This window comes from Rossellomorea aquimaris TF-12 (genome assembly GCF_001648555.1).
Classification (GTDB): domain Bacteria; phylum Bacillota; class Bacilli; order Bacillales; family Bacillaceae_B; genus Rossellomorea; species Rossellomorea aquimaris.
Genome location: NZ_LQXM01000016.1, coordinates 12170 through 29425, shown reverse-complemented (window position 1 = coordinate 29425; position 17256 = coordinate 12170). Strand labels below are relative to the sequence as shown.

General features: G+C 37.4%; 18 protein-coding genes. 11 read left to right on the top strand and 7 right to left on the bottom strand.

Annotated elements, in window-relative coordinates; translation table 11 throughout:
• Positions 1 to 107: 107 nt before the first annotated feature.
• Together IQI_RS02050 and IQI_RS02045 are read left to right on the top strand one after the other, a co-directional pair.
• Positions 108 to 491, top strand: a complete 384-nt coding sequence (locus IQI_RS02050) for a VOC family protein (RefSeq protein WP_064090930.1) — start codon at positions 108 to 110, stop codon at positions 489 to 491.
• Between the two features lie 84 nt (positions 492 to 575).
• Positions 576 to 1328: an aminoglycoside phosphotransferase family protein gene (locus tag IQI_RS02045; RefSeq protein WP_064090931.1), complete on the top strand. Its 753-nt coding sequence runs from the start codon at positions 576 to 578 to the stop codon at positions 1326 to 1328.
• 75 nt (positions 1329 to 1403) lie between these two features.
• On the opposite strand, the gene IQI_RS20780 is transcribed toward IQI_RS02045, so the two are convergent.
• On the bottom strand, positions 1404 to 1562 hold the full coding sequence (locus tag IQI_RS20780; protein WP_197489689.1) for a hypothetical protein: 159 nt from the start codon (positions 1560 to 1562) through the stop codon (positions 1404 to 1406).
• 356 nt (positions 1563 to 1918) lie between these two features.
• Between IQI_RS20780 and IQI_RS02040 the strand changes: the two genes are divergently transcribed.
• On the top strand, positions 1919 to 2305 hold the full coding sequence (locus tag IQI_RS02040; protein WP_064090932.1) for a TIR domain-containing protein: 387 nt from the start codon (positions 1919 to 1921) through the stop codon (positions 2303 to 2305).
• A gap of 72 nt (positions 2306 to 2377) precedes the next feature.
• Here the strand turns inward: IQI_RS02040 and guaC are convergent, their stop codons facing one another.
• The 3 genes from guaC to zwf form a co-directional block, all read right to left on the bottom strand.
• Entirely contained in the window at positions 2378 to 3361 is a 984-nt protein-coding gene (guaC, locus tag IQI_RS02035) for a GMP reductase (protein WP_064090933.1), read from the bottom strand.
• A 188-nt stretch (positions 3362 to 3549) separates the two neighbouring features.
• Positions 3550 to 4170 carry a cyclase family protein gene (locus IQI_RS02030; RefSeq protein ID WP_064090934.1) on the bottom strand — a complete coding sequence of 207 codons (621 nt, stop codon included), beginning with the start codon at positions 4168 to 4170 and terminating at the stop codon, positions 3550 to 3552.
• A gap of 15 nt (positions 4171 to 4185) precedes the next feature.
• Positions 4186 to 5694, bottom strand: a complete 1509-nt coding sequence (gene zwf, locus IQI_RS02025; RefSeq protein ID WP_064090935.1) for a glucose-6-phosphate dehydrogenase — start codon at positions 5692 to 5694, stop codon at positions 4186 to 4188.
• 255 nt (positions 5695 to 5949) lie between these two features.
• Between zwf and IQI_RS02020 the strand changes: the two genes are divergently transcribed.
• The 5 genes from IQI_RS02020 to IQI_RS02000 are packed head-to-tail and all read left to right on the top strand — an operon-like array spanning position 5950 to position 11193.
• Complete coding sequence (locus IQI_RS02020; RefSeq protein ID WP_064090936.1) at positions 5950 to 6648, top strand: ABC transporter ATP-binding protein; 699 nt, start codon at positions 5950 to 5952, stop codon at positions 6646 to 6648.
• Complete coding sequence (locus IQI_RS02015) at positions 6645 to 8891, top strand: ABC transporter permease (RefSeq protein WP_064090937.1); 2247 nt, start codon at positions 6645 to 6647, stop codon at positions 8889 to 8891. Before IQI_RS02020 ends, IQI_RS02015 begins: the two co-directional genes overlap by 4 nt.
• A 48-nt stretch (positions 8892 to 8939) precedes the next feature.
• Positions 8940 to 9866 (top strand): ribonuclease Z, encoded by a 927-nt coding sequence (gene rnz / locus IQI_RS02010; RefSeq protein WP_064090938.1) that lies wholly within the window; start codon positions 8940 to 8942, stop codon positions 9864 to 9866.
• Positions 9867 to 9879: 13 nt separating this feature from the next.
• On the top strand, positions 9880 to 10419 hold the full coding sequence (locus IQI_RS02005; protein WP_064090939.1) for a histidine phosphatase family protein: 540 nt from the start codon (positions 9880 to 9882) through the stop codon (positions 10417 to 10419).
• 12 nt (positions 10420 to 10431) lie between these two features.
• Entirely contained in the window at positions 10432 to 11193 is a 762-nt protein-coding gene (locus tag IQI_RS02000; RefSeq protein WP_064090940.1) for a GNAT family N-acetyltransferase, read from the top strand.
• A 64-nt stretch (positions 11194 to 11257) separates the two neighbouring features.
• Here IQI_RS02000 and namA read toward each other — a convergent pair whose 3' ends face one another.
• From namA to proC, 3 genes are all read right to left on the bottom strand, one after another.
• Positions 11258 to 12274, bottom strand: a complete 1017-nt coding sequence (gene namA, locus IQI_RS01995) for an NADPH dehydrogenase NamA (RefSeq protein ID WP_064090941.1) — start codon at positions 12272 to 12274, stop codon at positions 11258 to 11260.
• 100 nt (positions 12275 to 12374) lie between these two features.
• Positions 12375 to 13526: a glycosyltransferase gene (locus IQI_RS01990; RefSeq protein ID WP_064090942.1), complete on the bottom strand. Its 1152-nt coding sequence runs from the start codon at positions 13524 to 13526 to the stop codon at positions 12375 to 12377.
• An 86-nt stretch (positions 13527 to 13612) separates the two neighbouring features.
• Positions 13613 to 14425 (bottom strand): pyrroline-5-carboxylate reductase, encoded by an 813-nt coding sequence (gene proC, locus IQI_RS01985; protein WP_064090943.1) that lies wholly within the window; start codon positions 14423 to 14425, stop codon positions 13613 to 13615.
• A 485-nt stretch (positions 14426 to 14910) separates the two neighbouring features.
• On the opposite strand from proC, the gene IQI_RS01980 reads away from it, so the two are divergent.
• From IQI_RS01980 to IQI_RS01970, 3 genes are read left to right on the top strand one after another with little or no spacing between them, the layout of a single operon-like run.
• Complete coding sequence (locus tag IQI_RS01980; protein ID WP_064091125.1) at positions 14911 to 15864, top strand: MBL fold metallo-hydrolase; 954 nt, start codon at positions 14911 to 14913, stop codon at positions 15862 to 15864.
• Positions 15865 to 15878: 14 nt separating this feature from the next.
• Entirely contained in the window at positions 15879 to 16673 is a 795-nt protein-coding gene (locus IQI_RS01975) for an SDR family NAD(P)-dependent oxidoreductase (protein WP_064090944.1), read from the top strand.
• 50 nt (positions 16674 to 16723) lie between these two features.
• Entirely contained in the window at positions 16724 to 17248 is a 525-nt protein-coding gene (locus IQI_RS01970; RefSeq protein WP_064090945.1) for a DUF3221 domain-containing protein, read from the top strand.
• Positions 17249 to 17256: the final 8 nt, after the last annotated feature.

Sequence of the window (17256 nt, the reverse complement as noted above, 5' to 3'; positions counted from 1 at the left end):
GTTCTAGAATATTAAGAAGGAAAACACCTCCATTTGTAGAATAATTAATGAAGAAAGATTCCATTAAGTCTATCGATCCAAAAATAGAATAAGAGGAGTGAATAGCATTGATTAATAAACTTGGACAAATTATGGTATATGTGAATAACCAGGATGAAGCAGTGAAATTTTGGACAGAAATAGTAGGGTTCAAAGTTATTTCTGAAGAGGAGAACGGTCATGGTATGAGATGGATCGAAATTGCTCCATCTCAGGATGTTGAAACGAGTATTATTCTTCACAACAAAGAATTAATAGCCAAAATGCAACCCGAATTAAATCTTGGCACCCCGTCCTTAATGTTCTTCTCTGAAAATCTTGACCAATTATATAAACATTTACTTGATAAAAATGTCACTGTTGGAGAAATTGTCAATATGCCTTCAGGGAGAGTGTTTAACTTCGCAGATAGAGAAGAGAACTATTTTGCAGTCATGGAGAAAAGTAAATAACAACTGTTTCAGAAATCATTTGGCCGGTTTCAATAGAAATCGGCTTTTTGATTGGAAGTCACCGAATTCCAGGAGGAAGAATTGATGTATCTAGACCATCCAATAGCAAATGGTAGTACTGCAAAGGTTTATCTTCATGAAAATAGGATTATTAAAGTATTTAAGGACTATTTACCGGATTCGGAAGCAAAAAATGAAGCGTACAAACAAAAGTATGCTTATTCGTGTGGACTCTCAGTGCCAGAAATAGTAGATGTCACGAAAATTGAGGGGAAGCAAGCTATAATAATGGAATATATTAAGGGAAGAACAATTGGAAATCTCGTATCTGAAAATATGGATCAAGCAGAACACTATATGAATATATCCATTGATATACAACTGAAAATACATAGGATTGAAGCTGATCATTCGATTGAGCCTATGTCAGAAAAATTATGTAGACAAATAGAATCTGTCCCTAATCTGGATAGTAAACGTAAGTCTACTTTATTAGATAAAATGAGTTCGATGACAGTCGAGAAAAGGCTCTGTCATGGAGATTTTCATTTATTCAATTTAATCTTATCAGATGAGGGTGTCACAATTATAGATTGGGTTGATTCAAGTGAAGGTGATGTCCGGGCTGATGTATATCGCACGTATCTTTTGTATTCTCAGTTTTCCTTAGAATTGGCCGAGATGTATCTTCGTCTTTATTGTAAAAAAAGCGGTTTGTCCAAAGATGATATTTTTCAATGGGCTCCCATTATCGCTGCAGCAAGATTGTCTGAGAGGGTACCATCAGAAAATACTGAACGTCTCATGGAGATTGTAGATCATTATTTACCTATTTGATATATTGTGGCTAGACTTTGGAGTAGGAAAATAAGGGGTTTAATTAGAATGTAGGAATTGGCAGTGTAATAATCTTCATCCTGCTAACATTGCAACAATAATGAGTGACAAACCAGAACTGATTAGAAGAGACATGATCCAATGTTTCTTTTCAGTCATAAGAAAGAGTATATTTAAAACCGAACTTATACCCATCGTAACTAAAAAAACAAACATTATCATAATTAGTTCCATCTGAACCAACCCTCCTTTATTTGGAAAATAGCCTTCTATGTTAATCTACCATAATTAGTAAAACTTTTCTCCTAGTTTACTAACTTTATTTATTTTCTAATCCAAAGCTGCTGTGAAAAGGTGATATTACTAAAAAATGTATTCGATCCCTCACTAATGAAAAAAATAGAGTATTCAATAATAACTAATATGATATTTATTGTATTTATATGGTAATGTTAGTGGCGAAGGCAACGCACTTTTAATATCTTTCATCTTTATTACTGTTGGACTATTCCTTATAGTAATTAAAAGGAAAACTTAATCTATTATGTAGTCGCTTATTGGACAATTTTCAATGCAGAATGGAGGACAAAATGAAATTCTATGTTGCATCAAGCTTTAAAAATATCGAATTAGTTCGGTATGTAAGTGAACAGTTGAAAAATAGAGGCCATATCCATACATACGATTGGACGATGAATGAAAGGGCCACAACATTTGACGCCTTAAAAGAAATAGGGCAAAAAGAAAAAGAAGCAGTGATAGAAGCTGATGTCATAATCGTTTTATTTCCTGCGGGAAAAGGAAGTCATATTGAATTAGGTATTGCCATTGGGCATGGCAAAAGAATTTACCTTTATTCACCGGAAGAAGAAGTAAATAACATCGAAACCACCAGCACCTTTTATCATTTGCCAGAAGTTGAAAAGTGTTGTGGAACAATTGATGAACTCATAAAACTTGTTTCATCAACAGAGTAAGGGGAAAATAGTCAAATAAAAACACCAACCCTGATCAACAGCTGTTGGTGTTTTTTTTATGCTTTAGATTAATTAATATACTTTATCTCCATTAAAAATAGAATTCTTAACTACCACATAATCCACGTGACGAATAGCGTCAAGGTTTGTACCACCTGCATAAGAAATAGAGGATTGAAGATCTTGTTCCATTTCAATTAGGGTATCCTTTAGAGAACCTTTATGTTCTACAAACATTTTCTTTCCTTCTACATTCTTCTTTTCACCTTTTTGGAATTCAGAAGCAGAACCAAAGTATTCTTTGTAGAGCTTTCCGTCTCTTTCAGTTGTTTCCCCTGGTGATTCTTCGTGCCCTGCAAATAGGGAACCAATCATGACCATTGTTGCTCCGAACCTTACAGATTTCGCTACATCACCATGGGTACGAATGCCTCCGTCAGCAATTATTGGTTTGCTGGCTGCTTTTGCACACCATCTTAAAGCAGCTAGTTGCCAGCCGCCGGTACCGAATCCGGTTTTAATTTTTGTGATGCATACCTTACCTGGGCCAATTCCAACTTTCGTTGCATCTGCACCAGCATGTTCTAATTCTCTTACGGCTTCTGGAGTTCCGACATTTCCTGCAATAACGAAGCTTGTAGGTAGGTGTTTTTTTATGAATTTGATCATTTCGATTACGGCATTGGAATGACCGTGGGCAATATCAATTGTAATGTATTCAGGTATAATTTGTTCCTCAGCTAATTGCTGAATGAATGAGTATTCTTCTTCTTTCACTCCGACACTAATCGATGCGAATAGTCCACGTGAATGCATATCTTTTGTGAAAGCCAATCTTTTTTGTGGTTCAAAACGATGCATTACATAGAAATATCCATTCTCAGCTAAGTAAATAGCAATCTTTTCATCTATAATCGTCTGCATATTTGCTGGGACAACAGGTAATTTAAACGTTCGTTCCCCTAAAGTTACACTTGTATCACACTCTGAACGACTGTTTACCACACATTTTGCAGGAATTAATTGAATATCTTCGTAATCAAATACATTTTCCATATATAACACCCCTAAAAGCGAATATTTAAATTAAGTTTTTGTTTATCGTTCGTACATTAGCTAATTTACATCATTTTACTGCGGTTGTCAAAAGGTTTATGTTCATATTAGGAAATTGTATAAAATCCAACAGGGGACTATGACAAAAAAAGCCGCTCTCTATTTTGAGAGCGGCTTTCTATCATGCTTTATCCAATCAATTCATCAAATAGTAACACGCGTGCTGGTGAAGCATCGGTGTTTTCAATTTTTAAGGGAGCAGCTACCATGAAATATTGTCCGGCTTCAATTTCTTTTAATTGAAGTCCTTCCATAATAATCACATCACTACCCATCAAACTACGGTGTGTTGGATGACCTTCTTGGGCTCTTTCGATTCCAAGAGCGTCAATTCCAACACCAGAGATGCCTTTTTCAGCTAAATAGGATGCTGCATCTTCTGCTACATAAATAAAATTGAAGTTGAATTCAGTATCCCATGAATTTTTCGTTTTAAATAAAATAAAATCATTTTTTTCAATATCTAAATCTTTAATATCTTGAAAACTTATTTTTTCATCCACATCTGTTAAATCAAATACCTTTACAGGACGTACAAGTTTCTCAATTTGAATCGTCTCGATAGTATCGCCATCGTTGATCATGTGAAGGGGAGCATCTACATGGGTTCCCGTGTGAACATCCATGGTAATACGAGACTCCGTTACATGTCCATTTGTGCTTGTTTCAATAGTTGGTTGTTTTTCTGGTTTGTTTTTGTATACGGGCATGCCGTTAAAGATTGTTGCTGTTACGTCATAAATTTTCATATTTTCACACCTCTTTTAGCATTGGTCTACGTCTAGATTTGTAATTGGCCACCAATAGAATCCATCTTTTGCAAGTAAATTATCAGCGGCTTTTGGTCCCATCGAGCCTGATTCATAGTTAGGGAATTGTTCATCACGTGTGTGCTCCCAAACCTCAGAAATCTTATCAACGAAAGCCCAAGATAATTTCACTTCATCCCAGTGAGTAAAGTTTGTAGCATCCCCACGCATACAGTCAAATAGGAGCTTCTCGTATGCCTCTGGAGTATTCATTCCATCGACACTATTATTAGCAAAGTTTAACTTAACAGGTGTTGTTTCAATATTTTGACCTGACTTTTTAGCATTGAGATGAAGGGTTATACCTTCTTCTGGCTGAATATGAATCACTAACAGGTTAGGTGCTAGAGGTTTGTCCATATTGTAATAAAGATTCATTGGAATGTCCTTAAATTGAATCACAATTTTTGTTGATTTTGCACCCATTCTTTTACCGGTACGAATGTAGAAAGGAACACCTGCCCAACGGAAATTATCAATCATAAGCTTACCAGCAACGAACGTCTCCGTATTGGAGCGATCATCTACATTTTCAGCCTCGCGATAACCACTTACCTCTTGGTTATTGGATGTACCAGGACCATATTGGCCTCTGACAAAGTAATCCTTCACTTCATCTCGTTCGAATGGTCTTAAAGAACGAAGAACGCGTACCTTTTCACTTCGAATCTCATCCGTTGTTAGTTTAATTGGTGGTTCCATAGCTAATAGAGCGACCATTTGGAGCATATGATTTTGAACCATATCCCTTAGGGCTCCACTCTTTTCATAATAGCGTCCACGATCTTCTACACCTAAATCTTCAGATGACGTTACTTGGATATTTGAAATGTATCGATTGTTCCATAACGGTTCAAATAAGGCGTTGGCAAAACGAATGACTTCAATATTTTGGACCATTTCTTTTCCGAGATAGTGGTCTATACGGTATATCTGATCTTCTGAGAATGATTCACGTATCTGACTATTTAATTTCTCTGCAGAAGGAAGATCGTGTCCAAACGGTTTTTCAATTACAAGGCGTTGAAACCCTTCCGTTTCAGTAACCCCTTGATTTTTTAATTGCTCAGTAATGGTTCCAAAAAACTCTGGCGCCATAGCCAAATAAAATATTCGATTTCCTTCAAGGTTGTAACTCTCATCTAATTCGTCACAGCGTTGTTTTAATTCCTTGTACGAATCACTATTGGATACATCGTTTGGTTGGTAATAGAAGTGAGAAACAAATTCATCAATGTTTTCATTTTCTCCAATGGCGTTATGTACGGACGTTTTAACATGCTCTTGAAATTCTTCATTTGACCAGTTCCGGCGAGCGACACCGACTACGGCAAATCGCTTTGAGATTTTCCCTTTGCGGAATAAATGATAAAGAGATGGATACAGCTTTCTTTTGGCTAAATCACCTGTTGCACCAAAAATGGTAATAAGAGACGATGGTGTATTTGAATTATTCAATGTCATGACCTCACTTTATCTTTGTTGCCTAGCTTGTAATACCTGTGTTTCTTCTTATTTAATATCCTTTACAATTATCTAATTTTAAAGATTTATAAGCCATTTAGCAAATTATTTGCAATCAGAAAGAGAATGCGACCTGAAATAAATTTTATGAAATATCCATATGTAAATATTTCATAAAATGATTGTATATGGTTTTATTTCTCGATATGATGAAGGTATCTTTAACCTTTTTTACTAACTTAAGGGGGAAAATGGATGATTGCCTTAAAAAACGTAAGTAAACAGTATCAAAGTGGTGAAATCATCGTTAAAGCATTAAAATCAGTTTCACTAGAATTGCCCCAAGGGTCCATATCCGTCATATTAGGTCCTTCCGGTTCTGGAAAATCGACCTTGGTTAATGTCATAGGGGGCATAGATACAATTGATTCGGGAGAAATGACTATTTTTTCTCAATCCCTTCATCACTTTTCTGTTAAGGAATTAACAAACTATCGTCGTCATTATGTTGGCTTTATTTTTCAATCTTATAACTTAATCCCTACATTAACTGTAAAAGAAAATGTAGAAGTAGGCTCAGAAATTAGTGATTCTCCGTTAGATATCAACGAAGTGTTAGAACGGGTAGGTATGATAGATAAACAGGGTAAGTACCCTCATCAGCTGAGTGGTGGAGAACAACAAAGGGTGGCCATTGCTCGGGCTCTAGTGAAAAATCCAAAATTGCTTCTTTGTGATGAACCTACGGGTGCATTGGATGAAGAAACCGGTAAAAATATACTACAATTACTTCAAGAAATTAATGTGAAATTTAAAACCACCATTCTTCTCATTACGCACAATCCTGGAATTGGTGAAATGGCAAATTGGGTCGTGAAGATGAAAAGTGGAGAAGTGGTCGCCCTTGAAGAAAATAAAACACCGCTCTCTGCTGAGCAGGTGAAATGGGTATGAAAAAGCTTTCTAAAAGCGTGTTTAAAGAAATGAAAAATAGTAAGCTGCAATTTGGTGGCGCAATTTTTCTTATTTTTTTAGGGGTTATGCTTTTTATAATGCTCCGCTCCTCTATTACCTCCATTGAGAAGAGCAATCTCACCTTTGCAGAAGATTATGTTCAGGAGGATTTTCAATTTTATACAAGTGAGAAGCTTACAAATGAGAAAATAACGCTCATCGAGGAGAAGCATCAAGTCGAAATGGAGAGGCGTCTAACGAGTGACGTTGAGTTGGATGATGGTAAAAAAACTCTTCGTCTTTTTAATGAAACGACTACGGTAGATAAAGCCTATGTTGAAAAAGGGCAACTTCCAAAAGAGAAAAATGAGGTGGCCATTTCAGATATTTTTGCACGTAAGAACAGTATGGAAATTGGAGATACCATACTGTTGAACGGAGAGGATAAAGAGATATCAGGTTTTATATACTTACCAGATTATATTTATCCCCTTAAAAATGAACGTGAGATCGTCAATAATGCCACAGATTTCGGCTATGGTATTTTGACTGAAGATGTATTTGAAGGGTTAGAAGATTCCGCATCCTATTACATTGGCAAGTGGAATAAAAGAGGAAGCGTTTCAGACTTAAAAGAGTCCATTTCCAAAGAGGCTCCTGTTTTAAAATGGTTGAATAGTAGTGATAATCCTAGAATTTCTTATATTAATACAGAGATTAAAGGAACCAAGTCCTTTTCAACTGTTCTTCCTTTGTTCATAGGGGTTATTTCACTTATGATGGTCGTTATTCTATTAAAACGACGTTTAGATTCTGAAAAGAAGCAAATTGGAACTCAGCTTTCACTGGGATATTTTCCAAGAGAAATTACGAAGGCGTATTTATTTTATCCTTTGTTTGTCGGGTTGTTCGGTTCCATTTTAGGTGTCATCGCAGGTGGGCTATTATCTGTGCCCATTACGAAGTTGTACACAGAATTTTTTAATGTTCCGATTATTAAACAGTTCGGAACAGACTTTATTTCGGTCCTTTTAGCAATCCTGGTTCCAACCATTTTCCTTCTTGTTACAGGTTATATTGTGATCACCAAACAAGTGTCCAAAATTCCCATTCACCTTTTAAAACCTCAGCAAATTGGAGCCTTAGAAAATAAGACGAGAACGTTTCGTTTTCAACCTAAGTCATTCCGAGCTCGTTTTCGTTTGAAAATGGTAGTAAATAATCTTGGAAGAGTGTTTTATTTAGCAATCGGTATTGTGTTTTCCACCATTCTATTAATGTATGGATTTGTAAGTATGAATTCTATGGATACATTAATGGAAGAGACATATAAGGAAGGGCTTCAATATGATTATGGCGTTTACTATCAAGGTTTGAAAACATCTGAAGCGACTGAAAACGTATTTACTTTTTCTGAAACAAATGCGGTACATGAGGGTGAAGAAGAAAAAGTTCAACTGTATGGAATCGAATCTTCTAACTCCACAATATCCTTACAGAATGAAAAAGGAGAGAACTTGATTCCAAACCTACAAGATGGAATTATCATCAACAAGGTTCTGTCTTATATATTCAACTTGAATGAAGGGGATCCGATTACCCTTAAGCTTTCTACGAATGATGAGTCGCGAACCTTTGAAATTGTCGGCGTTGCAGAATTATATACGGGTTCATTAGCCTACATGGACCGCCACACCTTGAATGAATGGAACGACTATCCTGAAAATAGTTATCTCGGGGAGTGGACTTCAGATAAGCCGGTAAAAATGGATAATATCTTTATGATAGAAAATAAGAAAGAGATGATGGAGTCTCTTGAGTCTTTAATGGGTCCAGTGAGATATTCGATTTTCATTATGTCGGGTCTTTCTTTCGTCATAGGACTGGTGATCATCACTCTAATTACCAATCTGATTGTGGAGGAGAATACGAATTCCATTTCATTATTAAAAGTCATTGGATATGATGATAAAACGATTTCTAAATGGATGATCAATATTTATACCCCTGTTGTGATCATCGCATATTGTGTTGGTGTGCCTTTAGCCATCATTAGTATCGACACATTGTTAAAATCATTAGCGTCAGAGACAAATTATGTACTGCCCGTAACCATTAATATACCTCTTTTCTTTATAGGATTTGGGATTATTCTTTCTTCTTATTTAGTGTCAGTTTCCTTATCAAAGAGAAAACTGAAAAAGGTTTCACTGCAGGAAGTATTAAAGCGTCAAGATGCTTAAGTGTATGCTATGATAGAGGCAACATTGTCGTATTAGGAGTGGGTGAAAATGGAATTGTTATTTCTGGGAACGGGTGCAGGTGTCCCTGCTAAACTCCGCAATGTCACCAGTATTGCGTTGAAATTATTAGAAGAACGAGGTGCTGTATGGCTTTTCGATTGTGGAGAAGCTACGCAGCATCAAATTTTACATACTAGCTTGAAACCGAGAAGAATAGAAAAAATCTTTATTACCCATTTACATGGTGATCACATTTATGGTCTTCCCGGACTATTAGGTAGTCGTTCCTTTCAAGGAGGAAATTCTCCTTTAACCGTCTATGGACCAAAAGGAATAAAGGAATATATCGAGGTTTCACTTTCTCTAAGCCGAACTCATCTTCAATATTCCCTAAGCATTGTTGAAATCGAAGAGGGTATTATTTTTGAAGATGAAGAATTTAAAGTAGAGGCAAAAGAACTTGAACATGCGATTCCGACATTCGGGTACAGAGTTGTAGAAAAGGATAAGCCAGGTGTCCTTGAGGTAAATGAATTGCAGGCAATCGGGCTACCACCAGGACCGGTTTATAAAAAGTTGAAATTAGGACAAACAGTTCTTCTTGAAGACGGCAGAGAAATCAATGGGAAGGATTTTATCGGCCCCTCTATTCCGGGTAGAGTTGTGACGATTCTAGGTGATACTCGTACCTGTCAAAATGCAATCAAGCTGGGAGAAGGCGCCGATGTCATGATCCATGAAGCAACGTTTAATAAAGAGCAGGAACAAATGGCTCATGAATATTACCATTCAACTACGAAGCAAGCAGGGGAAACGGCATTAGCCGCAAATGCTAAAGTCCTTTTTTTAACACATATTTCTTCAAGGTTTGCAAAAGAGTCCTGGAATGAATTGCGAGATGAAGCCCGCCAAGTGTTTCCTGAGACATTCATTGCAAAGGATTTTATGGAATATAGCATTTCTGTTAAGAAGTAGTGGAGGGAAGTACATGAAAAACATTTACATCGTACGACATGCAAAAGCAGAAGGTCAGCCTTTTCAGTCACCTTTAACGGATATTGGAATGGAGCAGGCAATACACCTGGCTTCTTTCTTAGAAAACCGTTCGATTCAAGCCGTTTACTCTAGCCCGTTTGTAAGGGCAATTGAAACTATAGCACCCTTTGCCAAGCGAGCGGGCCTGACTATTCGAGAAGATGATCGGTTAGGAGAAAGGGTCCTCAGTGATCAGGATTTTCCTGACTGGTTGGAAAAGTTAAAGAAGAGCTTTGAAGATTTCTCCTTATCATTACCTGGTGGAGAATCCAATCAAAAGGCGATGGAGCGAGCTCAGTCCTTTGTTGATGATGTCTTAACAAAAGAAGAAGACAACATTGTATGTGTTAGTCATGGGAATTTAACGACATTATTGTTGAGGTTGTTTGATGACAAGTATGGGTATGAAGAATTATTTGCTCTTTCAAATCCTGACGTTTATTTGGTAACAGTGGAGCAAAGCCAAGCTTCGGTTCAACGAATTTGGAAATAAAGGGGAGTGCGTATGCAGATAACATTTGACCTTATATATAAAGAAGGAAAAGAAGGACATGTAGTAGCAGAAAATAATCTCTATCAACACATTCATTTTCCAGAAATGTTAACAAGGTATGATAGTAATTTTCTTGAATTTAATAAACAGCCATCCCTTTCTGAATTTAAAGAAGCCGCTCATTTTTTAAGAGAATTCCATAAATCAAAAGGGCAAAAACATGTAAAATTCTATTTTCCACAGGATGTTAAACCCTCTCAGGAATTAATGGACTTTTTTGCACGTGAAAAATTTGAAGTGGGGTTTAATGAATTATATAGTATTGCACCTGATCAATTTCCACCTTTAGAAGATAATCCTGATATAGAAATTAAGGTAGTGTCTGATCAAGATCTTGATGCTTACCTTGAATTCCAGTACCAACAGGATTTAGAATTTGGAGAGGAATTTGCTCAACAAAAGATTGATTTACATAAACGACACTTTCAAGATGAGAATTTTATTCAACTTCTAGCCTATTATCGTGGAACCCCAGCAGGGTCAGTCGATGTTATTATTAAATCGGACACAGCGGAAATAGATGGGCTGATGGTTCAAGAATCTTTTCAAAAGAAGGGCATAGGGAGTAAATTGCAAGAACGTGTGATGAAAAAATTTCCTAATAAAACAGTGATTCTGTTAGCTGATGGAGAAGACACACCTAGACTTATGTATCAAAGACAAAACTACCGTTATGGTGGTTTCAAGTATGAAGTTCAGAAAGTGTATGAATAAGTGAATGAGGGGGGGAATGCCAAGGCATTCCCCCCTCATTTTTTTGTCCAGTGCTTCTTAGTCCTTACCAACCTCTTTGATATTGCTTGGGAGCTTCCAGTTCTACTCCTAACTCCTTCGCAGCAGTTCTAGGCCAATATGGGTCTCGAAGTAATTCACGTGCAAGTAAAACGAGATCAGCACGCTCGTTTTGAAGGATTTCTTCTGCTTGAATCCCTGTAGTAATCAGCCCGACTGCTCCTGTGTCAATATCGGCATCTCTCTTGATGGTCTCGGCAAGCTTTACCTGGTAGCCAGGGAATACAGGGATTTGTGCCGGCACAACTGCACCGGAGCTAACATCAATTAAATCAATTCCTTGTTCCTTCATCCATTTTCCGAATACTACATAATCTTCAACATCAAGACCTTCTTCATGATAATCTTTGGCAGAGACACGTACAAGTAATGGTCCTTCCCATACTTGTTGAATACCGTTAATGATTTCACGAAGGAAACGGTAGCGGTTCTCAGGAGACCCACCATATTCGTCCGTGCGTTTATTAGAAAGGGGAGAGAGGAATTCGTTAATGAGATATCCATGGGCTCCGTGAATTTCAATCACATCAAATCCTGCTTCCCTGGCTCTTTCTGCACCTTTAATGAATGCCTTAATGGTTTCATTAATATCATTCTTTGTCATTTCAACAGGTGTTTTCATGTCTTTATTAAATGGAATGGCAGATGGAGCAATAATATCACCTTCTAGAACAGCTTTCCTTCCTGCATGAGCCAGCTGAATACCTGTCTTCGCACCTTGTTCTTTCATTAATCCTACTAATTCTTTTAATCCTTCCACATGCTCATCATCCCAAATTCCTAAGTCCTGAGGAGAGATTCTTCCTTGGGGTGTAACGGCAGTTGCTTCCTGAATAATCAGCCCGACTCCACCAACAGCACGGCTCGTATAATGAGTGCGATGCCAATTTTCAACTTTCCCATCATTGTTATGGGAAGAGTACATGCACATAGGTGCCATAACAATTCGATTTTTCAGTTCAACATTTTTAAGGGTATATGGTTGAAAAAGCTTTGTATTCATCTTTCATCACCTTTCATCAAGGGTTATTTATTTCGGGTTTCTAAATAGTAATTCACAATGATTATAACAACACCTATTTTTCCAGGAAAGAAATGTGCTTCTATTTGTTTTTTTGCTTTAACTCTTTCAATGGATAAACCGTTCCCCGCCATTCGATTCCACCACGTTTGAAGGTTAAAATCGTGGCTCGGCCAATTGAATAGATAAATAGGAGAGCTGTGAGTGGTAATGAAAGAAAGAGAAAAGGAGACTCATTTGTCATGTGTTTAATGACCTTTTGATACGCCAATAAAATCATAAGAATAATAGCAGCACTCACCATCTGAATTCTCCAATCCCATGAGAAAATCGTGATAAAAGGGAGGACAGTGGAGCAGAAAACCCCAATAATGGAAAACAAGACGAGTAAGATGGAGTAATGGAGTCCTGCAAATGTATTTTTTTCTAAACCGTTAAAAGCATCTTTCAATGATTGATACCACTCAACTTCCAATGAATCCAGAGCTGTTAGAAAGAATTGTTTTTTGTGGTGTTTCTTTATTTGCACTCCAAGCTGCAAGTCATCATCAGGCATGTGCTTAATCCCTTTGTGGGTACCGATTTCTTCATAAGCCGTCCGTGAGATAAGGTTAAAAGCACCAATGCCCATTCCCGTTTTTGATGTATGGTCGTTTGCTTTCCAGGGGCGTTTATAGAAGGAGAAGCCGAATAAGAAAAAGGCAACAAAGCTTTTTAACCAAAATGTCCGTGATTTAATATGGGGTGCTAGAGTAAGATGATCCAATTCCCGTGACAGAAGAAAGGATACGGCTTTAGAAACGATCGTCGAATCTTTAAAGATGACATCAGCATCAGTGAAAAGGATAAGTTCTCCATGGGCGTGCTGATATCCTTTGTATAGAGCCTGATTTTTTCCTAGCCATCCTTTCTCCAATGAGTCTATATGGAGCGTGTTTATTCGTTTATCCATGCTCGCCAATTCTTCTAGTTTATCTGGTGTCCCGTCAGTTGAACGGTCATTTACTAATATCCATTCAAGATTGTGATAATCCTGTTGAAGTTGAGATCTGATACTGGCTGAAATGGTTTTCTCTTCATTTCTAGCTGGGACAATAATCGTTAGTAACGGACCTTTCTGTACGATTGCGTAATCATGAATGGAGGAGAGTGTAGAAATCTCTCTCCACACGTCAATGGATATAAACAACCAGACACCAAGTACCATACAAAGTAAAATGAATAGGTGAATCATAGGTACGACCTTCTTTTTTTGTTTCGATTGTACCAATGAAACAAGCAAATAGCGAGAAAAGGTAGGTTATTTAGGTGAGTTCATATTTAAAGGGATTGTGTGTTAATTTCTTTTCCAAGATTCTCAGAACGCGTTTTCGCCGAATAAATACATTGCAAAAAGGCTTCCCTAACGTGATATTCTTCCAATGCTGCAATACCTGCTTCTGTCGTACCACCTGGACTTGTAACATTTCTCCTTAATTCCTGTGCATTTAAGCCGGATTTTTCTAGCATCTCACTTGCCCCTGCAATCGTTTGAGAGATTAAATCCTTAGCCAGTTCCTGTTGCAGTCCTAACTCCACTGCAGCCTTTTCAAGTAATTCTGCCACAAAATAGATATAGGCAGGACCACTTCCAGATAGAGCAGTAATTAAGTCTAATTGCTTTTCCTCCACCTCCACTGCTATCCCAACGGATTGAAATAATTTCATTGTCCACTCCTTCTGAGAGTGCGTCAGGTGACGATTGAACGATACAGCGGTAGCTGATTTCCCCATGGATGCACTCGTATTAGGCATAGCTCTAACGATGGCTCCATTAAATGCAAGCTTATCACTTAAATGTTGTATGGTGATCCCTGCTAAAACAGAAATGACCAACGTGTGAGTGGTCAAATAAGGACGAATGGTTGCCACTGCACCGTGAAAGTCTTTTGGTTTCATTGCCAGGATCACGACATCATATGAAGCTTCATGCTCCACCTTATTAACTCCGAATTCATGCACGAATTCCTCTAAACCCTGGCGATTCGAACGGTTTGTCACATACACCTTCTCTTGCCTCAATACTTCTGCTGCTAGTGACCCTTTCATTAATGCATGCGCCATTGAACCTGCACCCATAAACAATGTCTTCATGAAGTCACTCCTCCTTATCCTATATAAAAAAGCAGACCCTCTCATCCATAAAGGACGAAAGGGTCTGCTTCCGCGGTACCACCTTGTTTCGTTCACGAACATTCAAATGCCAATGAACACACTCAACTCCAGATAACGCTGGAAACGTTCTGATTTAAGACGCTCAAAAGGTAGGTTCATAAATAGAGAGGATGACAGTGCCTTTCAGCCTAATGGAGCACTATTCTCTAACATCATCTATCTATTACTAGTCTTCTTCATCGCTTTCTATATATAGTGAATGTAATGTTCAGTTGAAAAAATAATATTATAGGTGATTATCATAAAAAAGTGGCTTGTCTGTCAAGGTTTTTTTCAGTATTTTCAAAAGATATTAAAAATGACAAGTGATAGGAAAAAATGTACACTGTAAAATGAAGCATCATTCATTTTGAGAAACGAATGTCTTGGTTGAAGACCTTATTATAGTAGAATGTGGTGAAAATATGTTAGAAAATAATATCGCAAAGATTACGCTATCTACTCCATTTGCTGTTGGAGATGTAAATATTTATTTAGTGAAAGGTGAAGCGCTAACGTTGGTAGACGTGGGTCCATTGACAAATACTGCATGGATTCAATTAACGGAGGAATTAGCTTCTTTAGGATATAAACCCGAAGACATTGAACAAATTGTCCTCACCCATCATCACCCAGATCATGCTGGCTTACTTGATCGTTTTCCTTCTTCTGTAAAAGTATATGGGCATAAATATAATCGCTTTTGGCTACATCGAGATAATTATTTTCACGATGTATACGATCGCTTTTTTTTGAAGTTAGCTATTGAGTCAGGATTACCTCAAGAGTTTCTTTCTGCCATTCCTAAATTTAAAACTCCTTTAAAATTCATGGGTGATAGAAAGCTAGATGTATCAATAGGAGAAGGAGATGCTATTCCTGGGCTAGAGGAGTGGAACATTATCGAAACCCTGGGTCATGCACAAAGTCATTTGTCTTTTTATCGAGAACGTGATGGTGTATTGATTGCCGGAGATCATATCCTTGCTCATATTTCACCCAATCCTCTTATTGAACCACCATTTGATGGAGAAGAAGAACGGACAAAGCCTTTACTTCAATACAATGCTTCTTTAAGCAAGCTCCAGGACATCCCTATCTCACGTGCTTATACAGGTCATGGAGAGGATATTTCGGATGTTCATGCCCTTATTCCTAAGAGGTTAAGGAAACAAGATGAAAGGGCCCAATCTGTTTTACATATGATAAAAGGAAATCGATTTACTGTATTAGAGATTTGCCAAAAGCTGTTTCCTTCTGTTTATAAAAAAGAACTGGGTCTTACCTTGTCTGAGACGATAGGTCAATTAGATTATTTAGAATCCCTTGATTTAATAAAAAAGGAAAAGACTGATGGGGTATATTATTACTTTGTCTAACCGGAGGTGTGGAAATGAATAAACGAGTTAAAGGAAAAAACATAATCATTACAGGAGCATCTGGTGGAATTGGGGAGCAGATGGCAATCAAAGTTGCTGAAAATGGAGGAAACCTTGCTTTGATTGCTCGCCGTGTTCAGTTATTAGAGGGATTAAAGGAAAAATTGATGACTACATTCAAGGTTAAAGTAGAAGTGTATCCTTTGGATGTAACAGATTATGCTGAAATCCCTCGTGTATTCTCTACCATTTTGGAAGACTTCGGTGAAGTACATGCCATCATTAATAATGCGGGCTACGGCATATTCCAGGAAGCTCATGAAACGTCATTTAGTGATGTAAAAGGAATGATTGAAGTGAATGTACTTGGTCTTATGGCATGTACGGGCGAAATACTTCCTTATATGCGTAAACAAGGCTTTGGGCATATCCTGAATATTGCCTCTCAAGCGGGTAAATTTGCCTCGCCTAAATCAAGCGTTTATTCTGCTTCTAAGCATGCTGTTCTAGGCTATACGAATAGTCTTCGGATGGAAGCCGCCAGGTATGGCGTAGCGGTTACAGCCGTAAACCCTGGTCCTATTGCTACGGATTTCTTTTCCATTGCCGATGAGTCAGGTACATATGCAAAAAATGTGGAAAAATTTATGCTTCAACCTGATAAAGTAGCAGAAAAAGTCATAAATGCGCTTTTCACAAATACAAGAGAGATCAATTTACCTCGTTGGATGAATGCGGGAAGTGTTGTTTATCAATTATTTCCTTCACTCATTGAAAAAGTAGGAAATAAACTTTTTTTCAAAAAATAATGAAACTAACGAATACTTCCAATCGTCTAATATTATAAGGGGGGGAGTCTATGAAAAAATGTCTCACTATTCTTTTACTGTGTCTTTTACCATTAGTCACTGGCTGTGACCTTTCAACGCCTGTACAAGATTCTGAGCCAAATGAACGATTCATAGGCTTTGTTACCCAAATTGAAAGCAATGAAGTACTCATAAATGATGTTTGGTTTTCCTTTAACGATGGAACAGTGTTTAGTACGGATAAAGACAAAAAAATACATAGTGTTGATATAGAGGTTGGACAGAAAATTCAAGTGAATTTTGACGGGGAAATGGAAGAATCCTTTCCTGGCAAAGCTTTTGCAAATGAAATGGTTTTCTTAACAGATGCTCAAAGTGAAAAGGAAGGGAATGCGGTTAAATTAGTCGTAAAAGACCCCCGTTTCTCACAAGTAGCCATTCAATCCATGGAGAAAAACCCCACTGGAATGTATTCTTTACGTTTTAAGGAATTAACCATTAACAGAGATGTGCATGTATTAGTGAATCTTAATGACGAGAGAGTTATTGTTCCGATTCATACGTCAACAAAATAAAGGATTAC